Origin of the sequence: Anoxybacillus pushchinoensis (assembly GCF_900111795.1) — a bacterium.
In the GTDB taxonomy this organism is placed as follows: domain Bacteria; phylum Bacillota; class Bacilli; order Bacillales; family Anoxybacillaceae; genus Anoxybacillus; species Anoxybacillus pushchinoensis.
Genome location: NZ_FOJQ01000027.1, coordinates 1 through 25,162, shown reverse-complemented (window position 1 = coordinate 25,162; position 25,162 = coordinate 1). Strand labels below are relative to the sequence as shown.

The window sequence follows — 25,162 nt, the reverse complement described above, 5'->3', positions numbered from 1 at the left end:
AAATATATTCGTATAATTTAACGCATAAAAGCGAAACAGCGAAAAAGTAAGGGGGATACAAATGAAGTGGTTGAAAACGTGTGGGGCGTTGTTGCTTGCCGGCAGCGTGCTTGCTGGATGTTCCGGAGAGAAAACGACGAAAGAAACGAGTGAGGAAAAAGAAAAAACATATAAAGTCGGCGTGACGCAAATTGTTGAACATCCATCGCTCGATGCGGCGTTTAACGGGTTTAAAAAGGCGCTTGAAGATAAAGGATTAAAAGTGGAATACGACGTGCAAATTGCGCAAGGAGATATGAACAATAATCAAACGATCGCCAACAACTTCGTCGCGGATGGCGTCGATTTAATCTTCGCGAACTCAACGCCGAGTGCGCTTGGTGCATTAAATGCAACGAAAGATATTCCGATCGTCTTTACGTCTGTGACGGATCCGGTTGGCGCGAAACTTGTACAGTCGATGGAACAGCCGGGCGGAAACGTGACAGGAACGACAGACACACATCCAGACGCCATTCCGAAAACGGTGCAATTTATTGATCAATTTGTCGATGGAAATCGCGTCGGGATGATTTATAACGCTGGTGAACAAAACTCCGTCGCGCAAGTGGATGCGGTGAAAAAAGCGATGGAGGGAACCGATTTAACGATCGTACCTGTGTCGGTGTCGACGTCGGCGGAAGTGAAGCAAGCAGCGGAATCGTTAGTCGGCAAAGTGGATTGTTTTTATGTTATTACAGACAATACTGTTGTTTCTGCACTTGAATCCGTCATTCAAGTTGCAAACGATCAAGACATCCCGCTTTTTGTTGGGGAGTTAGATTCGGTCAAACGTGGTGGTTTTGCGGCATACGGCTTTGACTATTATGATATTGGCTACGAAGCGGGTGTGATGGCAGCTGACATTTTAGAAGGAAAGAAAAAACCGTCCGAACTTCCAGTGCAATATCCGCAAAAGTTAAAGCTTGTCATCAATAAAAAAGCAGCGCAAGAGATGGGTGTGGAATGGAGAAGCGAATGGGATAGCATGGCGGAATTCATTGAATAACGTAAAGGATGGATCGTATGATTACAGCATTGTTTAGTTCTGTAGAAGCAGGATTGTTATATGCGCTTATGGCGCTTGGTGTGTATATATCGTTTCGTATTTTAGATTTTCCCGATTTGACGGTCGACGGAAGTTTTGTGACGGGAGCAGCTGTTGCTTCCGTCCTTATCGTCGCTGGTGTCAATCCGTTTATTGCTTCGCTTGCAGCGCTTGGGGCGGGCTTTCTTGCAGGATGTATGACAGGTCTTTTGCATACGAAAGGGAAAATTAATCCGTTGTTGTCCGGCATTTTAATGATGATCGCTTTATATTCGATCAATTTGCGCATTATGGACAAACCGAACGTTCCGCTTTTGCAGCAAGAAACTGTGATGACGATGGTGACAGCTCAATTTCAACGAGTGGATGCAGCGCTAGCGATGATCGTTCCGTTCGCTCCGAAAACATGGGCGGTTATCGTTTTTGGAACGTTGTTAGTAGTGATCGCTAAAGTCGTTATGGATTTATTTTTAAAAACGGAAGTCGGCTTGGCGCTTCGAGCAGTTGGTGACAATAAAAAAATGATTGCTAGTTTTTCAGGCAATACCGATCGTTTAACTATCATCGGGCTTGGCTTGTCAAACGCACTTGTCGCATTTTCAGGGGCGTTGATTGCACAATATAGCGGTTTTAGCGATATTGGCATGGGCATCGGAATGATCGTCATCGGTTTAGCGTCAGTCATTATTGGGGAAGCGCTGTTTGGGGCGAAAACGATTGTACGGGCGACGCTTGCTGTCATTTTAGGAGCGATCGTATATCGCATCGTTATTACGCTGGCGTTACGTGTCCAATTTTTGGAAACAGGTGATGTAAAGCTCATTACCGCCTTCATCGTCATTTTGGCGCTCGTTGTTCCGCAAATGGTCGCAGCGCGTGCGGAAAAACAGCGAAAAGCGAGAAAGCGAGGTGCAGCCGTTGCTTCAACTCAAGCAGATTACGAAAGTGTTTAACGAAGGAACGCTCGATGAGAAAGTAGCGCTAAAACATATCGAACTTTCGCTTCAGCCGGGAGATTTTGTTACAATTATCGGCAGCAACGGAGCGGGGAAATCGACGTTGATGAACATTATTTCAGGGCGACTGGCGCCAGATACAGGGGAAGTAGTGATTGATGGAAAAGATGTAACAACGATGAGCGAACATGAACGGGCGCGCTATATTGGGCGTGTCTTCCAAGATCCGATGGCAGGAACTGCGCCAAATATGACGATCGAGGAAAACTTAGCGATCGCTTATAACCGAACAGAAAAGCGGACGCTTCGTTTCGGTGTGACGAAAAAGCGGCGCGAATTTTTTAAAGAAACGCTTGCTACGCTTCAGCTTGGATTAGAAAATCGTCTACATGCAAAAGTCGGTTTGTTATCTGGTGGGGAAAGACAAGCGTTATCGCTGCTTATGGCGACGTTTACGAAGCCGCATGTGCTACTTCTTGATGAACATACGGCAGCGCTAGACCCTGCGCGCGCCCAGCTCATTACGGACTTGACGAAACAAATTGTTGAACAATATCGCTTAACGACGTTAATGGTGACGCATAATATGGAGCAAGCTGTCCAATTAGGAAATCGGCTTATTATGATGGATGGTGGACAAATTATTTTTGAAGCAAGTGGAGAAGAAAAGAAAAAGTTGACTGTCGAAGCGTTGCTTCAAGAGTTTCAGCGCATTCGCGGCAGTCAGTTCGCGAGCGATCGCACCGTGCTCGTATAAAAAATCCCCGAGTTACATCGGGGATTTTAATGTGTTAACCGTTTGTTGTAATGATACGATCGTGTTTGGCAGTTGTTCGAGCGATACCGGGCGGCTAAAGTAAAAACCTTGCAGTTGCTCGCACTGTTTTTCAATTAAAAATTGCGCTTGTTGTTTCGTTTCGACTCCTTCGGCGGTAACAGTTAACTGTAAATTATGCTCTAGAGAGATAATGGCACTTACAATTTCTTTGCTTTTTTCATTGTTTATGATGTTTTGAAAAAAGCTGTTCATTTGTAAACAGGGCATGTGGTATATGTATATGTTTTTCCACTACAAGCCCCTCCTTTTTACATAGAAAAATAGAATATATGTCTATTATTGTCGAAAGATGTTGATTTTTCAATGAAAAAAAGAGGCTATTTCGCCTCTTTGAGAATACGTTTATACACTTTCTCTTTGTCAAATCCTTTTTCGCCCATGCCGAACGTATCGATGACGCGGTTGTTTTCGTCTAAAAAGTAGGTGAGTGTTGTATGAATAAGCATGCCGTTTCCGGGATCGCGGTATAAGAAGTTAAAAGCATCCGCTACTTTTTTTGTGTCTTCTTCACTACCTCGTAAAAAAATCCATCCTTCGTTATCGCTTTCTACTCCGAACATGTTCGCGTACGTTTGCATCACTTGTTGTGTGTCGCGTTTTGGATCGATCGTAATTGTAATAAATTCGACTTTCTTTTTAAACAAACCGTCTTTTTCGAGCTGTTCTTTTAACTGCTTCATTTGAAATGACGTACTTGGACAAATGTCCGGACAGTTTGTGTACACAAACTCAAGTAGACGTACTTTTGGTTCCATGTTATTGAATGAATACGGTTTTCCCCACGCGGTTTCCATCGTCACGTCTTTTGGAAACTCCATTTGATCTTGGCGGTAGTAAGAAAAATAAAAGATGCCTATACCAATACAAATCGCAAGTAAACTAAAAAAGCCGATATATAGTTTTTTCAACGTGCATCCCTCCCACTTTCATCATACATAATCAACGTGTTAATGAGGAGAACGGGGCGTGACAATTATTTGAATTTTTTTCGTTGTTCTAAATGGCGAATGAAAAACTAAACTAATAGTAACGATGGACAAGGGGGAAGGGGCAATGAGAAAAATAGCTTTTTGGACGTTATTCCTTTATGCGATGTACGCGCTATTTTTTGCGTTTTATTTATTTCAATGGACGGACTCATCCATTCCAGCACAATATAAAGGCACAAGTGCAGATCCTGCGACGTTTTTAACGAAAAAAGAACTGATGCTTACCGAACAGTTTTCCGAAGCGAAAAACTTTTTATTCTTTTTATCCGTTCCATATGAGTGGGTCATTTATATATTTGTGTTGCTGTTTGGTTTATCGGCGCGCTTTCAACAGTGGGCGGAGGCAACGACAAAACGGCGGTTTATGCAAACAGCGATTTACGTCTTTTGGTTATCGCTTCTCGTACAAGTTGTGACGTTTCCGCTTAGCTATGCAAGTTACTACATGGCGAAAATGTACCATATTTCAACCCAAACCTTTTCGAGTTGGATGCGTGATGAACTGATTGATTTTTGGGTGAATTATGCGATCATGGTTGTCATTGTGTATGTATTATATGCGCTTATGAAAAAATTCGAAAAACGATGGTGGATATACGCGTGGCTTTGTTCCATTCCGTTTACGCTTTTTTTAACGTTTATTCAACCTGTGTTTATTGATCCGCTTTATAACGATTTTTATCCGCTAAAAAATAAGCAATTAGAAGCAAAAATTTTAGCGCTAGCGGAGAAAGCAAACATTCCAGCAGAACACGTATTTGAAGTGAATATGTCAGAAAAGACGAACGCGTTAAATGCGTATGTGACAGGTATCGGAGGCAACTCGCGTATTGTGTTATGGGATACGACGCTTGAGCGGTTAAACGAAGATGAAATTTTATTTATTATGGCGCATGAGATGGCGCATTACGTCATGAAACATATTTATTGGGGAATTGGGTTATACATTGTTGTTACATTTATCGGATTGTTGTTGACGAATCGATGGATGAAACGAATGATGAAACGATTCGGCGCGCTTTGTCGCATTGAAAAATGGAATGACCTCGCATCTTTACCGATGTTTTTACTATTGATTTCGCTATTAAGTTTTGCGGCAAGCCCTGCGATGAATGCTGTTTCCCGTTATGAAGAACATGCGGCAGACAAGTATGCGATTGAGCTGACGAAAAATAAAGAAGCAGCGATCTCGACGTTTCAACAGTTGACTCGCTCTAGTTTAAGTCAAGTGCATCCACCTTATCTTGTCAAACTATTTCGTTACAGTCATCCGACCATTTTAGAGCGCATTATTTTTTTAGAACAACAGTGAGATTTTTTGAAAAAAAATTCATAAAAATACTTTCTTTTCTGAAAAATGTGTTATATAATAAAAACGTCGAAAGAAAAACGTGTATTATAACAAGAAAGGTGGGAGACGTATCAAAGCTCGTACATAGGGAAAAGAGCGTCATAACTTTTTGGGGGTCATGTGCACGGTTTGAACAACGGGTTTTTATTCAATACAAGGGGGAGAATATATATGGGGAAATTTGAAGAACGTGTAAAACAATTAGAAGAAAGTTGGCAATTAGATGAACGGTGGAAAGGGATTACGCGCCCGTATAGCGCAGAGGATGTCATTAAATTGCGTGGTTCGCTTGACATCGAGTATACGCTAGCGCGTCGCGGAGCGGAAAAGCTTTGGAACTTATTAAATACGGAAGACTACGTTCATGCGCTCGGGGCTTTAACAGGAAACCAAGCGGTGCAACAAGCGAAAGCGGGTTTAAAAGCGATTTATTTAAGCGGTTGGCAAGTCGCAGCCGATGCGAACTTAGCAGGTCATATGTATCCTGACCAAAGCTTATATCCAGCAAACAGCGTGCCGCACGTTGTGAAACGCATTAATCAAGCGCTTCAACGGGCTGACCAAATTCAATATGTGGAAGGAAAAGAAGATATCGACTATTTCTTGCCGATCGTTGCCGATGCAGAAGCAGGATTTGGGGGTCAATTGAACGTCTTCGAACTGATGAAAGCGATGATTGAAGCAGGAGCAGCAGGCGTCCACTTTGAAGATCAATTGTCTTCAGAGAAAAAGTGCGGTCACTTAGGTGGAAAAGTGTTGCTTCCAACGCAAACAGCGATTCGCAACTTAATTGCGGCGCGACTTGCGGCGGATGTCATGGGCGTCCCAACCGTATTAATTGCTCGTACAGACGCGAATGCAGCTGATTTAATTACAAGCGATATTGATCCACGCGACCGAGAGTTTATTACAGGCGAGCGCACGCCAGAAGGCTTCTTCCGTACGCGTGCGGGCTTAGATCAAGCAATTGCGCGCGGATTAGCATACGCACCGTATGCGGATTTAATTTGGTGTGAAACGAGCGAACCGAACTTAGAAGAAGCGCGCCGTTTTGCGGAAGCAATTCATGAAAAATTCCCAGGTAAATTGCTTGCATACAACTGCTCGCCTTCCTTTAACTGGAAGAAAAAGTTGGATGATGAAACAATTGCAAACTTCCAAGTGGAGCTCGGAAAAATGGGTTATAAGTTCCAGTTTGTTACATTGGCTGGCTTCCACGCCCTCAACTACAGCATGTTTATGTTAGCACACGGCTATCGCGATCGCGGCATGGCGGCTTACTCCGAATTGCAACAAGCGGAATTTGAGGCAGAAAAATATGGCTATACAGCAACACGCCATCAACGTGAAGTCGGAACAGGTTACTTTGACGAAGTATCGCTTGTCATTACAGGCGGTCAAGCTTCAACTGTGGCGCTAAAAGGTTCAACAGAAGAAGAACAATTTACAGGTGCATAAAATAACATCCCCTCGAAAAAAAAAAACGAGGGGATTTTTTATGAAAATTCCGTATATTTATGGTATAATGTTGTCGAAATATGTATATTAAGGGAGGGAGCGGTATGCTCATCGTCGAGCACCTATATTTGACGCGCTATACGATGGGGCTTTTTCCGTTTTTTCACGATAAGCAAATGTGGACGAAAGCGTTAGAGGAAGATGGAGAAATTATCGTCAAACAAAAGCCGATGGAAATTATCGAACAAAGTTGTTTGTATTATGGCGCAAGTTTAAGAGGAAGAAAAGATGGAGCGAGACATATTATTGGCACTTCGCATAAAGCACCGATTGCAGTTGAACCAACGAACGAAATTTTCTTTTTTCCAACGATCTCCCCAGTGAATCCTCAATGTGTATGGCTATCGCATTTACATATTCGTCATCATGAGCATGTTCAAGGTGGAAAAACGCGCATTACGTTTTCAAACGGAACGATCGTCGAGCTATGTATTTCACATCATTCATTCATCAATCAGCTACATCGCACTGCACAGCTACGGACAAAAATGAACGAGCGCATTGAAGCGCGCGAACGGAAAATGATGTATTTACTATACTTAAGGGAAAAGGAATGGTCGTAACAGTTTTCTCTTTTCCTCTAAACTTGTACAATATAATCATGAGCACGTAGCGAAGGGGTTACTGTATGAGTTTAGAGGAATTAAAACAATGGTTTACGATAAAACATATACTTGACATGTTAGCGGAATATCGTTCATTTGGCGTGATTCCTGGCATCGTCTTGCCAATGGCGGAAGCATTTTTACCGTTTTTGCCGCTTTTCGTGTTTATCATGGCGAATGCGGCAGCGTTTGGTCTTTGGAAAGGATTTCTTATTTCATGGATTGGGACAAGTGTCGGTTCACTCCTCGTGTTCCTCCTTGTTCGAAAAATCGGGAGACAGCGCTTTTTCTCTTTTCTACATCGCCACCCGACGATTCGCCGCATGATGCATTGGGTGGAGCGCCGCGGTTTTGGTCCGCTCTTTTTACTGCTTTGCTTTCCGTTTACACCATCGGCAGCAGTCAATGTTGTGGCGGGGTTATCCGGCATTGCGATGCAACAATATATGTTAGCGGTATTGTTTGGGAAAATGGTGATGGTGTTTATGATTAGCTTTATCGGCTATGACGTGGTGGCGCTCGTCCGTCAGCCGCTGCGCACCGTTTTCGTCGCTGTTGCTATTTTTCTTTTATGGTACATCGGAAAAAAAGTCGAGCAACGTTTTGCATTGCACGACGGAAAATAAGAAAGGATGGACAAATATGTCTGTACGTTTCATCATCGGGCGCTCAGGAAGCGGAAAAACGACAATGTGTTTAAAAGAAATGATCGATCAACTCGCACAAAAACCAGATGGCGATCCGATTATTTATCTCGTTCCTGAACAAATGACGTTTCAATCGGAGTACGCGTTAATAAACGGTAGCCTCAAAGGAATGATTCGAGCACAAGTATTTAGTTTCACGCGCCTTGCTTGGCGTATTTTTCAAGAGACAGGCGGCATGAGCCGCCATCATTTAACGCAAACAGGCGTACATATGTTGCTAAGGAAAATTGTTGAACAGCAAAAAGAGCAGTTAACGTTGTTTCGGAAAGCGGCGGATAAACGCGGCTTTATTGAACAACTTGAACAAATGTTGACAGAATATAAACGGTATTGTGTGACGCCAGCGACGTTAAAACAAACGGAAGAGCAGCTGCGCCGCCATGCGACCGCAAATGAAACCGTGCTTGCCGATAAATTAAAAGATACAGCGATGATTTTTGAGCAATTTGAACAACAGATGGCGCATCATTACGTCGATTCGGAAGATTATTTACGGTTGCTTGCCGAAAAAATTCGCCATTCTTCTTATATGAAACGCGCGCACATTTACATGGACGGTTTTTATGAATTTACGCCGCAAGAATATATGGTCATCGAACAATTATTTATTCATTGCCCGCATGTGACCGTTACGCTTACGTTAGACGCTCCGCATGAACAACTGCCGGATGATTTGCATGTCTTTCGCAGTACGTGGCGGACGTATGCGCAATTGCGCGATATCGCATTGCAAAATGGGGTACCGATTGAAAAAGTAGAACAACTTCGTCACAACGTCCGCCATAAACATGAAGAACTCTGTCATCTTGAAGCACATTACGATGATCGACCTGTCTGTAAGTGGGAAAAACAAACGGAAACGATCGTCATTGGAGAAGCGACTACACGCCGAGCGGAAATGGAAGGCATTGCACGTGAAATCATTCGACTTGTACGAGATGAAAAGTATCGCTATCGTGACATCGCTTTATTGATTCGTAACGTAGGAGATTATCGCAACGTGTTAAAAACAGTGTTTGCCGACTATCGCATTCCGTATTTTATTGACGAAAAAGAACCGATGCTCGATCATCCGTTTATTGAATGGTTGCGCGCAAGTATGGAAGCGGTGCGGACAAATTTTCGTTATGAAGCGGTGTTTCGTGCTGTGAAAACAGATTTCTTTTTTCACCTCGATCAGTCTGTACATGATATGCGCATGGCGATGGATCAACTTGAAAACTATGTGCTTGCTTCTGGCATCCAAGGGGATAAGTGGACGGAGCATTGGACGTATCGTAAATATAAAGGACTAGAAGGTGTGCATGCACCTCAAACTGATGAAGAAAAACGATATGAACAACAATTAAACGAATGGCGGAAACTTGTCATTTCACCATTATTGGTTTTACAACAGCGGTTAAAACAAGCAAAAACGGGGCGTGAGCAATGTGAAGCGCTATATGCATATGCAGAACACCTTCAAATTCCGCAAAAATTAGAACGGTTGCGCGATGAAGCGGAAGAAAGAGGTGATCTGTCCGCAGCTCGCCACCATGAACAAGTGTGGCAAGCGTTTATTGACTTGCTCGATCAATACGTTGAAATATTAGGGGATGAAACGCTTTCGCTTGAAACATTTTTAACGATTATCGAAACGGGATTTGAAAGTTTGCAGTTTTCTCTCGTGCCACCGGCAACGGATCAAGTATTAATTGCGCATTTCGATCGTTCGCGCCTTTCGAATATTCGTTGTACGTTTCTTGTAGGGGTAAATGAAGGCGTCATTCCGATGCGTAAAAATGATGACGGCATGTTGTCGGAAACGGATCGTGAATTGTTGCATCATTATTCTTTACATGTTGCTCCGGCAAGCCGTGAGCGGTTGCTTGATGAGCCGTTTTTGCTTTATTTAGCGCTTGTTAGTCCGTCTGAACGTTTATATGTGACGTATGCGCTTTCTGACGAGCAAGAAAAAACGTTGTTGCCATCGATGTTCATAAAACGGCTGACCGATATGTTCCCGAACGTGACAAAAATGCAATGGGGGACGGATCCGTTTTTACTCCCACTACAACAACAGCTGACGTATGTGACAAACGATGTGGCAACGCTCGGTCCGCTCGTGCAACAACTTGAAGCGTGGAAGCGACAATATGCCATTGAGCCGATATGGTGGGATGTATACAATGCCTATGTACAACATGAACAATGGAAAGAACGAATGGCGGTCGTTGTACGTGCGTTATTTTATGAAAATCGCGCGAAACGTTTAAATAAGCAGCTTGCGAAAGCGTTATATGGAAAAAAAGTGAAAGCGAGCATTTCGCGTATGGAGACGTTTAACCGTTGTCCGTTCGCTCATTTTGCGGCGCACGGCTTAAAGTTAAAAGAACGGACGGTCTTTCAATTGAAGGCGCCAGACATGGGACAGTTGTTTCATCAGGCGTTAAAAGTGATCGCCGATCGTTTGCGTCAAGAGCAACTTCCGTGGAGTCAATTATCAAAACAGCAATGTGAACAGTTGTCGTACGAGGCGGTGGAGCAAATTGCCCCGTACATTCAACAAGAAGTGTTGTTAAGCACACACCGCTACCGATATATGAAGAAAAAGTTACAGACGATTATGACGAAAGCGACGACCGTATTAAGCGAGCACGCCAAGCGAAGCGGCTTTGTGCCGATTGGTGTAGAATTAGGGTTTGGTGATGGAGAACCGCTCCCACCGCTTACATTTACATTGTCGGACGGAACCGTATTGCAGTTTGTCGGTCGCATTGATCGCGTCGACCAAGCAACGAGCGAACAAGGGGTGCTTCTCCGCATTATTGACTATAAATCAAGGCAAAAGACGCTCGATTTAACGGAAGTGTATTACGGTTTAGCGTTGCAAATGTTAGCGTATTTAGATATCGTGCTTGAATACGCGCATCGGCTCGTCGGTACATCAGCGTTCCCAGCGGGCGTGCTGTATTTTCCGATTCATAACCCGATGATTAAAGTGAATGAATGGCTTGATGAACATGAGTTAGAGAAAAAGTTTTTAGAACAGTTTAAAATGGGCGGATATGTATTAGCAGATGAAAAAACGGTTCGCTTAATGGATGAGCATGTAGAGCCGGGGACAAGCTCTCTTATCGTTCCTGTCCGTTTAAATAAAAATGGAACGTTTGCGCAACATTCAAAAGTGTTAACAGAGCAACAGTTTACGATGTTACGGCAACATGTACGTCGCTTTATTGTTGATGTTGGCGAACAAATGATCGAAGGTGTGACGCATATTGCACCGTACAAACAAAAAAATAAAACCGCATGTCAATATTGTGAGTTTCGCGATGTATGCCAATTTGACGAAGGGATTGATGCGGAACAATATCGCGTATTAACACCGAAACAGATTGATGAATGGTTAAAGGAGTGATTGTGTGATTCCGCCAAAACCACGAGAAAGTCAATGGACAGATGAACAGTGGCAAGCGATTTATGCCACAGGCCAGCATACGCTCGTTGCCGCAGCAGCAGGATCAGGAAAAACCGCGGTGCTCGTTGAACGCATCATTCAAAAAATATTGCATACGACACAGCCAATCGATGTCGATCGATTGCTTGTCGTCACGTTTACAAATGCAGCGGCGGCGGAAATGCGCCAACGCATCGGGGAAGCGTTAGAGCGAGCGCTTGAAAAAGAACCACATTCGCTTCATTTACGGAGACAACTCAGCCTTTTGCAAAAGGCGTCCATTTCCACGATTCACTCGTTTTGTTTAGATGTCATTCGCAAATATTATTACGTCATTGGCATCGACCCGGTATTTCGCATCGCGGATGAGGGAGAGATGGCGTTAGTAAAAGAAGAAGTGTTAGAAGCGTTATTTGAACAATATTATGCCGAAAACGACGAAGCATTTTTAGCTGTTGTTGATCGCTATACGAGCGATCGCACAGATGCGGATTTACAGACGCTTATTTTGCGGTTATACGAGTTTTCACGTTCGCATCCAAACCCAAGTGGATGGTTGCAACAAATCGTTCATATGTATGACGTGGAAGAAGGTGCGCGCATCGATGACTTACCGTATGCCCATTACCTTTTTCAAGCGGTTGATTTGGCGCTTGAAGCAGCAGAATATCGCTTAGCGCAGGCGTTGCAAAAAACGAAAGAGCCGGGCGGTCCCGCTTATTTATACGATACGCTCGCAAGCGACGAACAAGTCATTGCAAAGCTAAAAGAAGCGCGCCATGAGTCGTGGCAAAAGCTACATGAAGCAATGAAAAACGTGTCGTTTGCAACGGCAAAAAGAAAACCGAAAGACGGCGCATATGATGAACAGCTTGTGGAAGATGTAAAAAAATTGCGCGATCAAGTGAAAAAAGAAATAAGCAGCTTAACAGAGGAATTGTTTTCGTTTCAACCTGCGACATACGTGCGTCATTTGCGTGAAATGAAGCCGATTGTGGCAACGATCGTACGAATGGTGCAACGGTTTGCTGATTTGCTGCAAGCGAAAAAAGATGAAAAAGGCATCGTCGATTTTTCTGACTTAGAACATTACTGTTTACGCATTTTACGCGCTCCGTCTCTCGGGCATGAGCTAAAGCCGTCGGAAGCGGCTCTTTATTATCGAGCACAATTTGCGGAAGTGCTTGTTGACGAATATCAAGATACAAATATGGTGCAAGAATCGATTTTACGGCTCGTATCGAACGATGATGAAGCAACGGGCAACATGTTTATGGTGGGAGACGTAAAACAATCGATTTACGGTTTTCGTCTTGCGGAACCGTCGCTTTTTTTACAAAAATATAATCGGTTTACGAAAGATGGCGACGGTGGACTTCGCATCGATTTAGCGAAAAACTTTCGCAGCCGAAAAGAAATATTGGACGGCACAAATTTTATTTTTCGACAACTGATGACCGAAACGGTCGGCGATATGCGTTATGACGATGATGCCGCGCTTCGCTTTGGTGCGCAGGATTATCCTGACAAACAAGTACCGGTTGAATGCGTATGGATAAATGAAGCAAAAGAAGAAAGCGATGAAGAAGAACAAGAGGACGTGACGGCCATTCAGCTTGAAGCCCGCTGGATCGCTAAAAAAATTAAGCAGTTGCTTGCTGAGCCGTTTTTCGTTTATGATCGACGTTTAAAAGGAGAGCGGCGTTTAATGTATCGCGACATCGTTATTTTATGCCGTTCGATGTCATCAGCTTCAGCGATGTTAGAAGAATTTCGTAAGCAAAACGTCCCTGTATACGCCGAGCTATCGAGCGGTTACTTTTCTGCGACGGAAGTGTCGGTCATGTTGTCGCTTTTAAAAGTCATTGACAATCCGTATCAAGACATTCCGCTTGCGGCGGTACTTCGCTCTCCGATTGTTGGCTTAGACGAAGAAGCGTTGGCGCGCATTCGTTTGGCGAAAAAAGACGGGGCTTTTTATGAGGCGTTGCGTGCTTTTGTCGAGCATCCTCAAGATGATGAAGCGCTCGGTGAAAAAATGAAACGGTGGTTGACAAAGTTATCCGAATGGCGCACAGCGGCGAGACAAAAACCGCTTGCGGATTTGATTTGGCAATTGTATCGAGAAACGAATTTTTACGATTACGTCGGTGGGATGCCTGGCGGAAAACAGCGGCAGGCGAATTTGCGCGCGTTATACGATCGGGCCAAACAATATGAACAAACGTCGTTTCGCGGCATTTTCCGCTTTTTACGATTTATTGAGCGGCTAAAAGAGCGAGAGGACGATTTCGGTGCTGCACGATCGTTGACAGAACAAGAAGACGTTGTACGCATGATGACGATTCATAAAAGTAAAGGGCTTGAGTTTCCGGTCGTCTTTTTAGCAGGTGCAGCAAAATCGTTTAATATGCAAGATTTGCGCAGCGACTATATATTAGATAAAGATTTCGGACTAGGAATGCGCTTCGTTCATCCGACGTGGCGAGCAAGCTACCCGACGGTTGCACAATTGGCGATAAAGAAAAAAATGAAATGGCAACTGCTAGCGGAAGAAATGCGTATTTTATATGTTGCGTTAACGCGAGCAAAAGAAAAATTGTACATCGTCTGTACCGCAAAAGATATGGAAGCGAAAAAGAAAAAATGGCAAGAAGTTGCTTATATACAAACGTGGGAATTGCCAGCTTATGTGATTGAAAAGGCGAAAAGCTATGCGGATTGGATCGGTTATGCATTAGCCCGTCACCCACAAGGAATATGTTCGTCTTCAACGGTGCTTCATGATCCATCATTGTGGGATATTCACATCGTGCCAGCGCATGCGCTTGAGCAAGAAGATGAGCAAGCGAATGAACATCGAGACATTGTCGAGGCGATTCAACAACTGCAACCTGTACCAATGAAAAGCGAATATGAACAAGAAGTAAAGCGTCGTCTTTTTTGGACGTATACGTATGCCGATGCAACGGTGTTAAGGGCAAAACAAAGCGTATCGGAGTTAAAGCGGCAGCGCGACATATACGGTGGGCATGCAGAACAGCCGTTTCGAAAAGAGCTTGTTGACCGTCCGCGCTTTTTGCAAGCGAAAATGATGACGCCAGCGGAGCGAGGAACGATGATGCACCTTGTGATGCAACATGTTGATGTCACAAAAGAAGTGACGGTTGATACGGTGCGGGAGCAAATCGCGCGCATGGTGAACGGTGAATGGCTAACGGAAGAACAGGCAACGGTTATTGATGTAGAAAGCATCGTTGCTTTTTTCCACACTCCGATTGGTAAACGAATGCAACGTGCGACTCGGCTTGAACGGGAAGTACCATTTTATTTGGCGCACGAAATGGAAGGGGAAACAGTGGTCGTTCAAGGGGTTATTGATTGCGTGTTTGAAGATGAACATGGGCTCGTTTTAATTGACTATAAAACCGATCGCGTGTCATGGATGAGCGATCCGAAAGAACAATTAAAGCGACGATATAAAGGGCAATTGGCGTTATATCGGGAAGCGATTGAAGCGATTTGGGGAAAGAAAGTAACAGAAACGTATGTGTACGCTTTTGATGGTGCGCTACTTGTAGCGATGGGGGGAAATTAATTTGCGTATTTTACATACAGCTGATTGGCATTTAGGAAAAACACTTGAAGGACGGAGCCGCTTACTCGAGCAAGAAGCGGTCATCGATGAAATGGTCGAAATCGTACAAAAAGAAAACATTGATGTCGTATTGCTTGCAGGCGATGCGTTCGATACAGTCAATCCGCCTGCTGATTCGGAAAAGCTTTTTTACGAAGCGCTTTCGCGGTTAAGCGATTACGGTAAGCGCCACGTTGTCGTCATTGCAGGAAATCACGATCATCCGGGGCGTTTGAGCGCTGCCGCTCCGATTGCAAATATGCACGCTATTACGTTGCTAGGTTTTCCGACCGATCGTGTGCAACAAATTTACGTTCCAACAAGCGATGAGACGTTAATGGTCGGAGCGCTTCCCTATCCGTCAGAGGCGCGACTGAATGAATTGTTGGCGGAGGAGTGCGACGAGGCGTTGTTGCGCGCACGATATGATGAACGCATTCGAGCCATTTTTGCGAAAATGAACGAATCGTTTCGAGAGGATGCGGTGAATATTGCGATGAGCCATTTATATGTTGCAGGCGGGGCAACGTGCGACTCCGAGCGTCCGATTGAGCTCGGTGGGGCGTATACGGTGTCGCCGGCAAGCTTTCCTGCGCAGGCGCAATATGTCGCGCTCGGTCATTTGCATCGTCCGCAAGATGTAAAACATGCGGTCATGCCGGCGCGCTATTCCGGTTCACCGCTTGCTTACAGTTTTTCCGAAGCAGGATACAGCAAGTCTGTCACGATCATTGATGTACAGCCACGTTGCACACCGATCATTTCAGAATATTTATTGTCAAAAGGACGTCCGCTTGTCAGATGGAAAGCGACAGAAGGGCTTGCGCAAGTGTATCGTTGGATTGAGGAAGGGCGCGATCGCGGCGCGTGGATTGATTTAGAAATTGATGTCGAGCAATCGTTAACGTTAGAAGAAACACATCGACTACGCAAATTGTATGATGGATTTGTTCATATTCGCCCGAACTACTTAAAGAAAGAAGAAGTTACTCGTGAAGTGCATACCGATGTGCCAATTGAAACGTTATTTACGCGTTTTTATGAACGACAAACAGGTGGAGGGAAACCGTCCGAAGAGACCGTTCAACTATTTTTACAGCTCGTTGCCGAGGAGGACGAACAATGAAGCCGATTCGTTTAACGATTGCAGGGTTGCATAGTTTCCGTCAAAAAGAAACGATTGACTTTGAAAAACTATGCGAAGGCGGATTATTTGGTATTTTCGGACCGACAGGAAGCGGGAAGTCATCGATTTTAGATGCGATGACGCTCGCTTTATACGGAAATGTAGAGCGTGCGTCCAATCAAACGAACGGAATTATGAATCATGCCGAAAATGAGTTATTCGTTTCGTTTACGTTTGAATTGCAAAATGCAAGTGGGGCTAAACGATATACCGTTGAGCGCTCGTTTAAGCGTGCGGATGCGTTGCGTATTCGTTCCGTCGTCAGCCGCCTAATTGAAGAAGGAGCGGAACGAGTCGTCATTGCAGATAAAACACGGCTTGTCGATGAGCAAGTAAAACAATTGCTCGGTTTAGAAATGAAAGACTTTACACGAGCCGTTGTGTTACCACAAGGAAAATTTGCGGAATTTTTATCGCTTAAAGGGTCAGAGCGCCGCCAAATGTTGCAGCGGTTGTTTCATCTCGAACGGTATGGCGATGAATTAAATAAAAAATTAAAAAATAAATTAGCCGAGGCGTCAGCAAAACTCGAAGCGATTAAAGGGGAACAGGCAGGGCTTGGCGATGCGTCAAAAGAGCAAGTAGAAAAGCAAAAACAGGCGTTAGCAGAACGAAAAGCGGCACTTGAGCAGGCGCAGCGAGCATGGCGCGACATGCATGAACGATACGAAAAAGAAAAGCAACAATGGCAATGGCAGCGGGAGAAAGAAAACGTTGAACAGCAGCTATTGAAGTGGCGCGAACAAGAAGAAAAGATAAAACAGCTAGAACAAATGTACGAACGAAGCAAAGAAGCAGAGCGGCTTATGCCGTACATTGAACAAGTTCAACGAAGCGAAAAGGAAGTTCATTTTTGGAAGGAAAAAGAACATGAACTTGCTGTTCAACTGCAAAACGTGAGTGCGATGTATGAACGAGCAAGTAAACAGTATGAACAATTGCGCGCGAAAAAAAATGAAGATGAGCCGAAGTGGCTACAAAAGCAAGAGCAGCTCAAGCAAGCGCTACAAACATTTGCGCGCATGCGGACGCTCGAACAAGAACAGGCGAACCGGCGCGCTAGTTTGCTAGAAATGGAGCAACGAGAACAGCAAGCGCGTGAAATGGTTGAAACATGCATGAAAGAGTATACGACGTGGGGCGCAAAACAAGCGGAGTTAAAACAGCAGCTGGAAGAAAAAAAAGTAGACGTACATGTAAAAGAAAAGCTCGAACGGGCGTGCGAAACAAAAAAGCATATACAATTGCAACGGCAAGCGCTTGAAGAAATGAAAAAGGAAATAGACGAGAAGCAGAAAACATACGAAGCGCTCAAGCGAGCATATGACGAAGAAAAGAAGCGCACACAACAGCACGAAGCTCATTTGACAACTCACTTCCGCCATGTCGAATCGCTATATGATCGCGTATGTGAACGAGAAAAGGAAGCGATCGCGCTCGTCTACAAATGGAAGGAAGAAAAAAAGGAAAGCGAAGCGGCACGTTTATATGATCTTGCTGCGACGTTAGCGGAACGTTTGCAAGATGGACACCCTTGCCCTGTTTGCGGCTCGATTCATCATCCGAAGCGGGCGAAGCGCAAACATGTGGCGCCTGATGAAGAAGCGCTTGAGCAAATTGAACGTTCGATTCAAACGGGAGAACAGCTCGTTATTGCTATACAGCAAGTCAAAATGCAAGTCGAGCAACTTGCTGAACTGATGGCGCGTCAGCCGTTGCCGCCGCGCGCCGATATCGAAAAGGTGAAGCGAGAAGTTGAAGAAACACCGCTTTCTTCTTTGAAAGATATTGAGGTAGAAGCAAAAGCGTTACAACAAGATTATATAGCTTGCCGCGAGCGTATGTATCGCTACATCGAGCAATGGAACGAACAAAAGAAAAAAGAACAGCAATACGCGTATCAAATCGAAATGATTCGGCAACAAATCGTTGAACAGACGGACAAGTATACAGAGCGACAAACGCGCCTAGAAGAAGAAAAAAAGATATGGCACGAAACATATCCAGACGTGTCGTTTGAACAAGTAGATGCGATGCTTCACGAGCTTCGTGAGCGCGAGCGCGAGGCGCAACATTTACAGCAGCGCATTGAAAAAAGCGTTACGGTGTTAGACGACAAACGAGCTGAACTCGAGCGATGGAAAGAGGCGCATCAAACGATTGTGAAGCAGAAGGCGGAACGAATGACGGAGTGGAATATGCAACAACAACAATACGAACAATATAAGCAAATGCTTCCGGAAGGAATGAATGAAGCGGACGTACAACAACAGCTCATTCATATCGAACAGGCCATTCGACAGCTAAAACAAGAAGAAGAAGAGGCGTACGCTCGCTGGACGTCATTGCAACAACAACTGCAAACGTTACAGGCAGAAAAACAAGCGGCAACGGTCGCTTTGCAAGAAGGAGAGAAGCGGAGACAAGAAGCTGCGCGCACGTTCGCTGAACAATTGCAAGCAAGCCCATGGAAATCGATTGACGAAGTGCTCGCTTCCCGTTTAGAAGAACAAACGAAACAACAAATGGCTCACCAAATACAACAATATAAAGATGTCGTGACGAAGTTAAACAACGAATGGCAACGATTAAACGAAGCGCTCGCTGGCGTCACGATGACCGAGCAGCAATGGGAAGAAACGATGCGTCAGTACGAAGAGATGAAGCGACAAGTAGATGAACATATGCGTCAGCTCGGTTCGCTCGAAACGATTGTCGCTGATTTAGAAGCGAAGCATGTCCGCTTTGAACAATTGCAGCGAGAGCGCATGCAAGTGGAGAAGCTCGTCAATCAATATGAAGAGCTACAAAGAGTGTTGCGCGGCAATAGCTTTGTCGAATTTATCGCAGAAGAGCAGCTTGCTCATGTGACGCGCTATGCGTCGGAGCGGCTTGGGGAGCTGACGAGACAGCGCTATGCCATTGAATTAGATTCGGAAGGCGGTTTTGTCATTCGTGACGATGCAAACGGTGGTGTACGTCGTCCTGTTACGACGTTATCTGGAGGGGAGACGTTTTTAACGTCATTATCGTTGGCGTTAGCGCTATCGGCGCAAATTCAATTGCGTGGAGAATATCCGCTTCAATTTTTCTTCTTAGATGAAGGGTTTGGTACGCTTGACCAAGAGTTGTTAGATGTCGTTATGACGGCGCTCGAACGTTTACGGGCAGAAAATATGGCCATTGGCGTCATTAGCCACGTACAAGAATTGCATGCGCGCATGCCGAAACGTTTAATTGTAAAACCGGCAGAACCGTCTGGAAGAGGGACGACCGTTCAGCTTGAACTCATGTAAAGGAGAAGGAAATGAAAGGAATGTGCGAGCTTTGCGAAAGAGATGACGTCGTGTTAACCGTTCATCATCTCATACCGAGAGAGTATGGTGGCACGAAAACGGCAAAGTTATGCATCCCGTGCCATAAACAAATTCACGCGATATATACGAACGAGGAGCTAGCCAGTCGACTATACACAATGGAACGGATGCAACATGATGAACAAATCGCATCGTTTATACGGTGGATTCGAAAGCAGCCGGCTGGACGGCTTCCAAAAATAAAAAAGGCGAAGCGTCGAAAGCGTTAAGCGTTGCCGACAATGTTTTGATCGAACGCATCGCAATCGAGCGTATTTGTTAAGCTAATGCCGTTGTTGGTGATAATAAAGTTTCCAGTATTAAATGCTCCGGATCCGCTGAACGTTTTAGATGAAACTTTCGGTGAAACGTACAGCGTATCGCCCACTTGCATAACTGCGCCGCTGGCGACGAGGTTAATTTTAATTGGACCGACGAGCGCTGGCATCTCATCCCCTCCTTTCTGAAAGTTGGCGAATATGTTTCACTCGTGAATCTCCTTCCACTTTTCTTGTTGAGCCGATGTGCACGACAGAAGTGGAAGATACCCCGATGATGCGGATAGAATGGACGGCGATGACGGGGCAATCGTGCAATGTACGACGATACAAAGGCTCTTGATCGACAGGTGGGAGCGGAATTTGTTTTGTGTATATTGGAAAGATGAGCGGGAATTCGCTGCTGTCGACATATTCAAATTGCCGTTGAACCGCAAGCGCTCTCGCTGAAAGATGAATTTCTTGGCTGTCTCCAATTTGCACGACCGAGCTGAATGAGACGGCGTTTGCTCTCAACAAGTGGATGATGGAAAGGCGACTCATCGCTTTTCCTCATTTTTTTTATCGTTTTGTTTTTGCGGAAACGGTCCGATAATTAACGATTCTGGCGGTGTGTCAAACGCAGAAGCTAATTGAATGGCTTCACTATCGCCAATGAGTACGAGCGAGGCGCTCGCCACTCCCCCGATCGCAATATGGCCGACAGAAAGGTGATGATTGACAACTGTCATATTCATTCGTTCGTCTCCTCCCGTGGTAAATGTTTTAAAAATGTTTCAATCGAATATTCAATGTCGCGCTTTAAGTAAGCGATGAATTGTTCTTCGCTTCGCTCTTGTTCGTTATATTGTTGTAAATAAAAATGAATGCGATCATCGATTTGACGTTCAATGTCTTGCAAAATAAATTGGCGGTATGTTGGATCGAGCGAACGGTTATACGTTTGTTCCATACGGGCGATAATATTTTCGCCTTCTTCTTGTAAATAAGCATGAACAGCTGCCTGAATGTTGCGGAAAATGGGTGTCAGTTGCGGAATGATCGTTGTACTTTTTGGAACGCCAAAATCTTCAATTGTATCTTCATTGAATGTCGCAGGATTTAGCCCGATATTTAACGTTCCCTCTAACGTTTCCACTTTTAGTTGGTCAAAATGATATTCGATTTTTTCTATTGTTGTGCGCGGCTTTTTTTTTAATTCATCATATTGTTGTTGTAAATGATGTACCGCTTTTTCGAGCGATTGCATTTTTTGTTGCTGCCATTTTAAGTACGCTTCTAGCTGTTTAAAGTAGTCTTGCCACATATGTTTCGCCCCCTTCTTTGCCCGCCTTGTTATTTATTAATGTATGGTCGGGCAAAAAGAAGTAGCACTGTTTTATACAGGAGATTGAAGGGGAACAAATGGCCCTTCTCCCCCTTGAATGTTTATTTTTGCTTCAGGGGCTGGTTGTGTAAATTGTCCGGTGTTGCTCAACGTGGCGAGCGGTTGTACTTTTCCAGTCGTTCCGATTTGCAGGACAGACGAGTTCGTCAGTGAGCCGATTTTTAATTGGTGAATGGAAATCGTCTGTTGAATGTAAAAATTCATCGTTTCACCTCGCTAGGCGTTTCCGATAATATTTCCGTCCGAAATATCACGGTCATTTGTATTTGTATGGCTATATTGGTTATAAATGCGCAAACCATCTCCAGTATTGAACGAGCCAGCTCCAGCAAATGTTTTCGCAACGCTAGACGGGGAAATCGCAAATACATCGCCGATATGAAAAACACCGCCGCTTCCGATGCTGTTAATTTGAACCGCTCCAACGATTGCGGGCATCGGCTATCCCTTGCTTTTTACGTTGCTGTCAGATACATCTGGGTCGATGCTGTTCGTGAAGCTAACAAATGTGTTTGTTTGTAAAAAGTCCCCTGTATTTCCACCGCCAGCGCCCGAAAAAGACTTCGATGCGCTCTTTGGAGCAATTTGCAACGTATCACCGAAATTCACTGTCCCGTCGCTGCTGACGTTTGTAATTTTAATTGGTCCTGCGATATACGAAGGCATACTCATCGTCCTTTCCTTCATTCTTTTCCTTGTTTAAATCATATGAAGAGAGAAAAAGAAATGTGCTCCACAAAAAGAAAGATGTGTTATAATATTTCTGAAAAATAATAATTTTTAGATATAATAAGGGGGAATGGGGATGAACGTACCGTTGTTATTAACTCATTTTTTAGATCGCGCCGTCTCACTTTACGGAGAAAAAATTGGCGTCATTAGCGAAGGGAGATCGTTTACATATCGCGAACTAAGCGAGCGCGTGAATCAATTATCGCACGGGTTGAGCGATTTAGGAATAAAAAAGGGCGACCGTGTCGCATATTTAGCACCAAACACATTAGAAATGCTTGAAGGATTTTATGGTGTGTTTCAAACAGGGGCTGTGATGGTACCGCTGAACATTCGCCTAAAGCCAGATGATTACGTATTTATTTTAAATCATAGCGAGAGTAAAGTATTGTTTGTTGATTATGAGCTGTACCACTTAATCGCGCCAGTAAAAGAGCAATTGCAAACGATTGAGCATATCATCGTGCACGGCAAAACGGACGACATTTATGAAACCGCTTACGATGCATGGCTTGCGCAATATTCGTCGTCACCGTTTGAACGTTCAGACATCGATGAAAACGACGTATGTAGTTTGTTATATACGAGCGGAACGACAGGAAATCCAAAAGGAGTCATGCTGACACATCGCAACAACTATTTGCATGCGTTAAGCACGATGCATCATTTGCGCGTATCGGACCGCGATGTGTATTTGCACATTTTGCCGATGTTTCACGTAAACGGTTGGGGGGCGCCATTTTATTATACAGCGAATGGGGCGACGCACATTTGTTTGCGTAAAGCGCTTCCTGAAGTCATTTTTCAGTATGTGAATCAATACAAAGTGACCGTTATGCATATGGCGCCAACTGTGCTCAACTCATTATTGCAATATTATGAGCAGCACGTGCCGACGATTGAACATAATGTACGTGTCGTTATCGCAGGCTCTGCGCCGCCACCAGCATTTGTGACGCGTGTAGAAAAAGAGTTAGGCTGGGAGTTTATTCAAGTGTACGGGATGACAGAATCGTCACCGCTAAGTACCGTTTCTACCGTTCGTTCTCATTTGCAACATTTGCCGCTTAGCGATCAATATCGCATGAAAGCAAAAGCAGGATATGCGATGATCGGTTGTGAAGTGAAAGTCGTCAATGAGCATGGAGAAGAAGTACCGCGCGATGGCAAAACGATTGGGGAAGTAATTGTGCGCAGCAACGGCGTGATGGCAGGATATTGGAAAAATCATGAGGCGACGATGGAAACGATTCGCAATGGATGGTTGCATACGGGCGATATGGCGACGGTCGACGCATATGGAAATATCGATATCGTTGATCGAAAAAAAGATATTATTATTAGCGGTGGGGAAAATATTTCATCCATTGAAGTTGAAGGAGTGTTGTACGAGCATCCTGCTGTGTTAGAGGCAGCAGTAATCGCAGTTCCGCATGAAAAGTGGGGCGAAACACCGCATGCCTTCGTTGTCGTCAGACCGGGAAAAGAGGTGACGGAACAAGAACTCATCGCTTTCTCGCGCGAAAAGCTTGCCCATTTTAAAGCAATTACAGGTGTAACATTCGTTCAAGAGTTGCCAAAAACGGCATCAGGAAAAATCCAAAAAGTACATTTACGTAACGAATATTGGCAATCGCTTGGCAAGACGGGACGATACGTCAATTAATAGGAAAGAGCTGCTGTCAATTGACAGTCGGCTTTTTTTCTTTTACGCTGAAATGGAAAAGGAGGGAGATTATGCGTATTTCGACGATTGATGCGGTGCGCGGTTTTGCGTTGTTTGGCATTTTGCTTGTGAACATTCTTGATTTTTCGCTTCCGACGATGTATGTCGACGCGTCGATGTTTGCGAAAGATACGCTTGATCGCTTGTTGCTTGCATGCGTTGATTTGTTTGCTCAAGCAAGTTTTTATCCGCTTTTTTCGATGCTGTTTGGCTGGGGAGCGTTTATGATGCTTGACAAAGGTGGGGAGCAGTTCCGATTGATTTTTTTGCGGCGGCTACTTGCATTGTTGCTTTTTGGATGTGTACATGCATTTTTCATTTGGCATGGCGATATTTTAATTGGCTATGCGGTCGTTGGCTTTTTCCTTTTTTTATTTGTGCGAGCGAGCGCAAAAACGTTGCGTCGTTGGGCGCTTTCCCTTTGGATCGGATGGGCAGGCGGGTCAACCGTTCTTATGTGGCTCATGTGGAAAGTAAGCGGCGATGTCGATTTTTCAGAGCCGGCGCTCGCAAAGCAGGCGATCGCCAATTATCAACAAGGCACGTGGGAACAAGTTTTTATGCAACGGGTAGCTGATTGGCTATACGTCAATTCTTTTACACAAGCATTTATTTTTATTTTAACGATTTTGCCGTTTTTTTTGTTCGGAGCGTATATCGCGAAAGAAAAATGGTTTTATGACATAAAAACGCATCGTGCAACGATACAAAAGTGGTGCATCGGCTCATTGCTCGTTGGCATCGTTTTTAAATCATTGCCGTATGTACAAAAAAATATTGCAACTGAGTATGCTCAAGATATGATTGGAGGTCCTGCGCTTGCTTTGTTTTATTTGACTGCGTTTTCGTTTGTAGCAGCGAATATCGTTCATTTTTTTGCCCCTGTTGGTAAAATGGCGCTTACGAACTATCTCACTCAATCGCTTATTTGTACGTTTATTTTTTATTCTTACGGCTTCGGCTTATATGGAAAAGTAACGCCGAAACAAGCACTTGCTGTTGCTGTCGCCGTGTATGTCGTTCAAATGTGTTGGAGCCATTGGTGGTTTAAAAAACATACGATCGGACCGTTGGAGCGCATTTGGCGATGGATGACGTATGGAAAAAAGAAAACGACATGAACGGATCATGTCGCACAAGGCTTGTCCTCTTTTTCGCTATGGAAAAGCACGGCTTCTTTCAAATGTTTATTTAACAATTCATCGAGCTCTTGACTGCATTGGATCGTTTCTTTCGCAGAAAAACCGTACATTTGCGCCAATTCAATTAATTGTCGTCTTTTCTTTTCGATGAGGGAAAGAGACATAAGATTCACCAACATTTTTCATTTTCGTCAACAGCATGTAAACAGCTGTACGTATAAACTATTA

At 44.3% G+C, this 25,162-nt stretch carries 24 protein-coding genes; 14 read left to right on the top strand and 10 right to left on the bottom strand.

The window, feature by feature from the left end; translation table 11 throughout:
- Window positions 1-61 precede the first annotated feature (61 nt).
- From BM213_RS08650 to BM213_RS08640, 3 genes are read left to right on the top strand one after another with little or no spacing between them, the layout of a single operon-like run.
- Window positions 62-1,048: an ABC transporter substrate-binding protein gene (locus BM213_RS08650; protein WP_091703067.1), complete on the top strand. Its 987-nt coding sequence runs from the start codon at window positions 62-64 to the stop codon at window positions 1,046-1,048.
- A gap of 17 nt (window positions 1,049-1,065) precedes the next feature.
- Window positions 1,066-2,040 (top strand): ABC transporter permease, encoded by a 975-nt coding sequence (locus BM213_RS08645; protein WP_091703064.1) that lies wholly within the window; start codon window positions 1,066-1,068, stop codon window positions 2,038-2,040.
- Window positions 2,006-2,800: an ABC transporter ATP-binding protein gene (locus tag BM213_RS08640; RefSeq protein WP_091703062.1), complete on the top strand. Its 795-nt coding sequence runs from the start codon at window positions 2,006-2,008 to the stop codon at window positions 2,798-2,800. The genes BM213_RS08645 and BM213_RS08640 overlap by 35 nt, the downstream gene beginning before the upstream one ends.
- 12 nt (window positions 2,801-2,812) lie before the next feature.
- Here the strand turns inward: BM213_RS08640 and BM213_RS08635 are convergent, their stop codons facing one another.
- Window positions 2,813-3,073, bottom strand: a complete 261-nt coding sequence (locus BM213_RS08635; protein WP_244149232.1) for an EAL domain-containing protein — start codon at window positions 3,071-3,073, stop codon at window positions 2,813-2,815.
- A gap of 125 nt (window positions 3,074-3,198) precedes the next feature.
- Complete coding sequence (locus BM213_RS08630; protein WP_064220956.1) at window positions 3,199-3,789, bottom strand: SCO family protein; 591 nt, start codon at window positions 3,787-3,789, stop codon at window positions 3,199-3,201.
- Between the two features lie 145 nt (window positions 3,790-3,934).
- On the opposite strand from BM213_RS08630, the gene BM213_RS08625 reads away from it, so the two are divergent.
- The 9 genes from BM213_RS08625 to BM213_RS08585 all read left to right on the top strand — a co-directional run bounded on the left by BM213_RS08625 (window position 3,935) and on the right by BM213_RS08585 (window position 19,899).
- Window positions 3,935-5,182 (top strand): M48 family metallopeptidase, encoded by a 1,248-nt coding sequence (locus BM213_RS08625; protein ID WP_091703059.1) that lies wholly within the window; start codon window positions 3,935-3,937, stop codon window positions 5,180-5,182.
- A 210-nt stretch (window positions 5,183-5,392) separates the two neighbouring features.
- A complete protein-coding gene (gene aceA, locus BM213_RS08620) occupies window positions 5,393-6,679 on the top strand; it encodes an isocitrate lyase (RefSeq protein ID WP_064220958.1) in 1,287 nt (428 codons plus the stop codon).
- A gap of 104 nt (window positions 6,680-6,783) precedes the next feature.
- Complete coding sequence (locus tag BM213_RS08615) at window positions 6,784-7,302, top strand: competence protein ComK (RefSeq protein ID WP_091703056.1); 519 nt, start codon at window positions 6,784-6,786, stop codon at window positions 7,300-7,302.
- Window positions 7,303-7,367: 65 nt separating this feature from the next.
- Entirely contained in the window at window positions 7,368-7,970 is a 603-nt protein-coding gene (locus BM213_RS08610) for a TVP38/TMEM64 family protein (RefSeq protein WP_091703054.1), read from the top strand.
- 16 nt (window positions 7,971-7,986) lie between these two features.
- Window positions 7,987-11,451: a helicase-exonuclease AddAB subunit AddB gene (gene addB, locus BM213_RS08605; protein ID WP_091703051.1), complete on the top strand. Its 3,465-nt coding sequence runs from the start codon at window positions 7,987-7,989 to the stop codon at window positions 11,449-11,451.
- 4 nt (window positions 11,452-11,455) lie between these two features.
- Entirely contained in the window at window positions 11,456-15,088 is a 3,633-nt protein-coding gene (gene addA / locus BM213_RS08600) for a helicase-exonuclease AddAB subunit AddA (protein ID WP_091703048.1), read from the top strand.
- 1 nt (window position 15,089) lies between these two features.
- Window positions 15,090-16,253 carry an exonuclease SbcCD subunit D gene (locus tag BM213_RS08595; RefSeq protein WP_091703045.1) on the top strand — a complete coding sequence of 388 codons (1,164 nt, stop codon included), beginning with the start codon at window positions 15,090-15,092 and terminating at the stop codon, window positions 16,251-16,253.
- Entirely contained in the window at window positions 16,250-19,609 is a 3,360-nt protein-coding gene (locus BM213_RS08590; RefSeq protein ID WP_091703043.1) for an AAA family ATPase, read from the top strand. The genes BM213_RS08595 and BM213_RS08590 overlap by 4 nt, the downstream gene beginning before the upstream one ends.
- An 11-nt stretch (window positions 19,610-19,620) precedes the next feature.
- Window positions 19,621-19,899 carry an HNH endonuclease gene (locus tag BM213_RS08585; protein ID WP_091703040.1) on the top strand — a complete coding sequence of 93 codons (279 nt, stop codon included), beginning with the start codon at window positions 19,621-19,623 and terminating at the stop codon, window positions 19,897-19,899.
- Here BM213_RS08585 and BM213_RS08580 read toward each other — a convergent pair.
- The 7 genes from BM213_RS08580 to BM213_RS08550 form a co-directional block, all read right to left on the bottom strand.
- Window positions 19,896-20,117, bottom strand: a complete 222-nt coding sequence (locus BM213_RS08580) for a spore germination protein (RefSeq protein WP_091703037.1) — start codon at window positions 20,115-20,117, stop codon at window positions 19,896-19,898. The genes BM213_RS08585 and BM213_RS08580 overlap by 4 nt on opposite strands.
- 1 nt (window position 20,118) lies before the next feature.
- A complete protein-coding gene (locus tag BM213_RS08575) occupies window positions 20,119-20,490 on the bottom strand; it encodes a spore germination protein GerPE (protein WP_091703034.1) in 372 nt (123 codons plus the stop codon).
- Window positions 20,487-20,684 carry a hypothetical protein gene (locus BM213_RS08570; protein WP_003395548.1) on the bottom strand — a complete coding sequence of 66 codons (198 nt, stop codon included), beginning with the start codon at window positions 20,682-20,684 and terminating at the stop codon, window positions 20,487-20,489. Before BM213_RS08570 ends, BM213_RS08575 begins: the two co-directional genes overlap by 4 nt.
- Window positions 20,681-21,253 (bottom strand): spore germination protein GerPC, encoded by a 573-nt coding sequence (gerPC, locus tag BM213_RS08565; RefSeq protein ID WP_091703032.1) that lies wholly within the window; start codon window positions 21,251-21,253, stop codon window positions 20,681-20,683. Before gerPC ends, BM213_RS08570 begins: the two co-directional genes overlap by 4 nt.
- 72 nt (window positions 21,254-21,325) lie before the next feature.
- A complete protein-coding gene (locus tag BM213_RS08560) occupies window positions 21,326-21,538 on the bottom strand; it encodes a spore germination protein GerPB (RefSeq protein ID WP_091703029.1) in 213 nt (70 codons plus the stop codon).
- A gap of 12 nt (window positions 21,539-21,550) precedes the next feature.
- A complete protein-coding gene (locus BM213_RS08555) occupies window positions 21,551-21,772 on the bottom strand; it encodes a spore germination protein (RefSeq protein ID WP_091703026.1) in 222 nt (73 codons plus the stop codon).
- Between the two features lie 3 nt (window positions 21,773-21,775).
- Complete coding sequence (locus BM213_RS08550; protein ID WP_091703024.1) at window positions 21,776-22,000, bottom strand: spore germination protein; 225 nt, start codon at window positions 21,998-22,000, stop codon at window positions 21,776-21,778.
- A gap of 139 nt (window positions 22,001-22,139) precedes the next feature.
- Here BM213_RS08550 and BM213_RS08545 point away from each other — a divergent pair, with 139 nt between their 5' ends.
- Both BM213_RS08545 and BM213_RS08540 read left to right on the top strand, forming a co-directional pair.
- Window positions 22,140-23,732: a long-chain-fatty-acid--CoA ligase gene (locus tag BM213_RS08545; protein ID WP_091703021.1), complete on the top strand. Its 1,593-nt coding sequence runs from the start codon at window positions 22,140-22,142 to the stop codon at window positions 23,730-23,732.
- A gap of 71 nt (window positions 23,733-23,803) precedes the next feature.
- Window positions 23,804-24,913 (top strand): DUF418 domain-containing protein, encoded by a 1,110-nt coding sequence (locus tag BM213_RS08540; RefSeq protein WP_091703018.1) that lies wholly within the window; start codon window positions 23,804-23,806, stop codon window positions 24,911-24,913.
- A gap of 5 nt (window positions 24,914-24,918) precedes the next feature.
- Here the strand turns inward: BM213_RS08540 and BM213_RS08535 are convergent, their stop codons facing one another.
- Window positions 24,919-25,098 (bottom strand): aspartyl-phosphate phosphatase Spo0E family protein, encoded by a 180-nt coding sequence (locus BM213_RS08535; protein WP_003395533.1) that lies wholly within the window; start codon window positions 25,096-25,098, stop codon window positions 24,919-24,921.
- Between the last annotated feature and the right edge of the window lie 64 nt (window positions 25,099-25,162).